The 1,478-nt window shown below is 67.5% G+C and carries 1 protein-coding gene; it reads right to left on the bottom strand.

What is annotated here, in order from left to right; genetic code table 11:
- The coding region (locus AB0M87_RS33345) for an amino acid adenylation domain-containing protein (RefSeq protein ID WP_365859646.1) at positions 1-1,466 on the bottom strand (1,466 nt) is incomplete at its 3' end.
- Positions 1,467-1,478 lie beyond the last annotated feature (12 nt).

Below are 1,478 nucleotides of genomic sequence, written 5' to 3'. Positions count from 1 at the left end.
TATCCCCGGGCCAGACCGTCACCCGCCACGTACAGCTCACCGACCACGCCCGGCGGCACCAGCTTCAGCCCTGCGTCCAGGACATACACCCGGGCATTCCGGACAGGTCTGCCGATCGGCACGCTCTCCGCTCCGCGCTGCCTCACCGTCGGACCCACCGGGCAGGCGGTCGTGTCGATGGTCGCCTCGGTCGGCCCGTAGAGATTGTGCAGCGGGGCGGACCAGGCTGCGGTGACCCGTTCCGCGAGTTCCGCCGGCAGGGTCTCGCCGCCGGACATCACTGCCCGCAGGTTCAGGGGGCCGGCGGCTGTGGGGTTGTTCAAGAGCAGCGACAGATGGGAGGGCACGAACTGTGCCAGCGTGACGCCGGAGTCGCGCATGTGCCGCAGCAGTAGATCAGGGTCGCGGTTCGCCGCCGCGGAGACGACGCAGACGCAGGCGCCCTGCAGCAACGGCAGCCAGATCTCCCACACAGAAGCGTCGAAGCTCGGCGATGTACGGCCGAGCACCCGGTCATCGGGGGAGAGGGATAGGTAATCCGCCATCCACGCCATGTGGTTGGTCATGGAGGCGTGCGTGACCACAACGCCTTTCGGTCGGCCGGTGGACCCGGAGGTGTAGATCACGTACGCCGGCTGGGAGGGATGCAGCGGGACGCCCGGATTTGCTGTGCGGTCGGTGGACCACGACTCCGTCCTGTCGAGAGCCACGACCGGCACCAGGGGCGTTGCCGGCAGTTTTGCCTGTGTCGCGGAGGTCGTGAGCAGGACGGCGGGGCGGGCGTCGTCGAGCATGTAGGTGATGCGGGACGCGGGATAGTCGGGGTCGACGGGCAGATAGGCCGCTCCGGTCTTCAGCACCGCCAGCATGGCGACAACCATGTCCGCCCCCGGCACGGCGAGCGCGACCACGTCCTTCGGGCCCACCCCCCGGTCCCGCAGGCCGTACGCCAAACCATTGGCCTGGGCGTTGAGCTCGGCGTAGGAGAGAGAAACCCCTGCGCCCTGCACCGCCGGGGCATCAGGAGTTCTCAGTGCCTGCGCCTCGAACAACTCGGGCGTCGTCGCCGTCGGCAGCGGCCGGGCCTCTCCACTGCCTCTCCCGAGCACACGTACCTGCTCTTGCGCATCCAACAGCTCGAAGTCATGGACCCGTTGTGTGGGATCCGCGACAACGGCGGACAGCACCCGTCGCAGACGGTCGGCCAGGGATGTGGCCGTTGCTGTCTCGAACAGCGCGGTGGAGAACTCCAGATAGCCTCCCAGACCGGCGGCGGCACCGTTTTCGTCATGAGTCTCCGATAGGGAGAACGTCAGGTCGAATTTGCTGATCCCGGTGTGCGACGAGCGGTCGGTGACCACGACCCCTGGCAGCTCCACACCGGCGGTTGCCTGGTTCTGCAGGACGAGCATGGTCTGGAAGAGGGGGTGGTGGTTCTGTGATCGGGTGGGATTGAGTTCTTCCACCAGTCGTTCGAA

This window comes from Streptomyces sp. NPDC051320 (genome assembly GCF_040682175.1).
Classification (GTDB): domain Bacteria; phylum Actinomycetota; class Actinomycetes; order Streptomycetales; family Streptomycetaceae; genus Streptomyces.
Note: the sequence above shows the minus strand (reverse complement) of the source record. Positions and strands in the feature narration are given on the sequence as shown.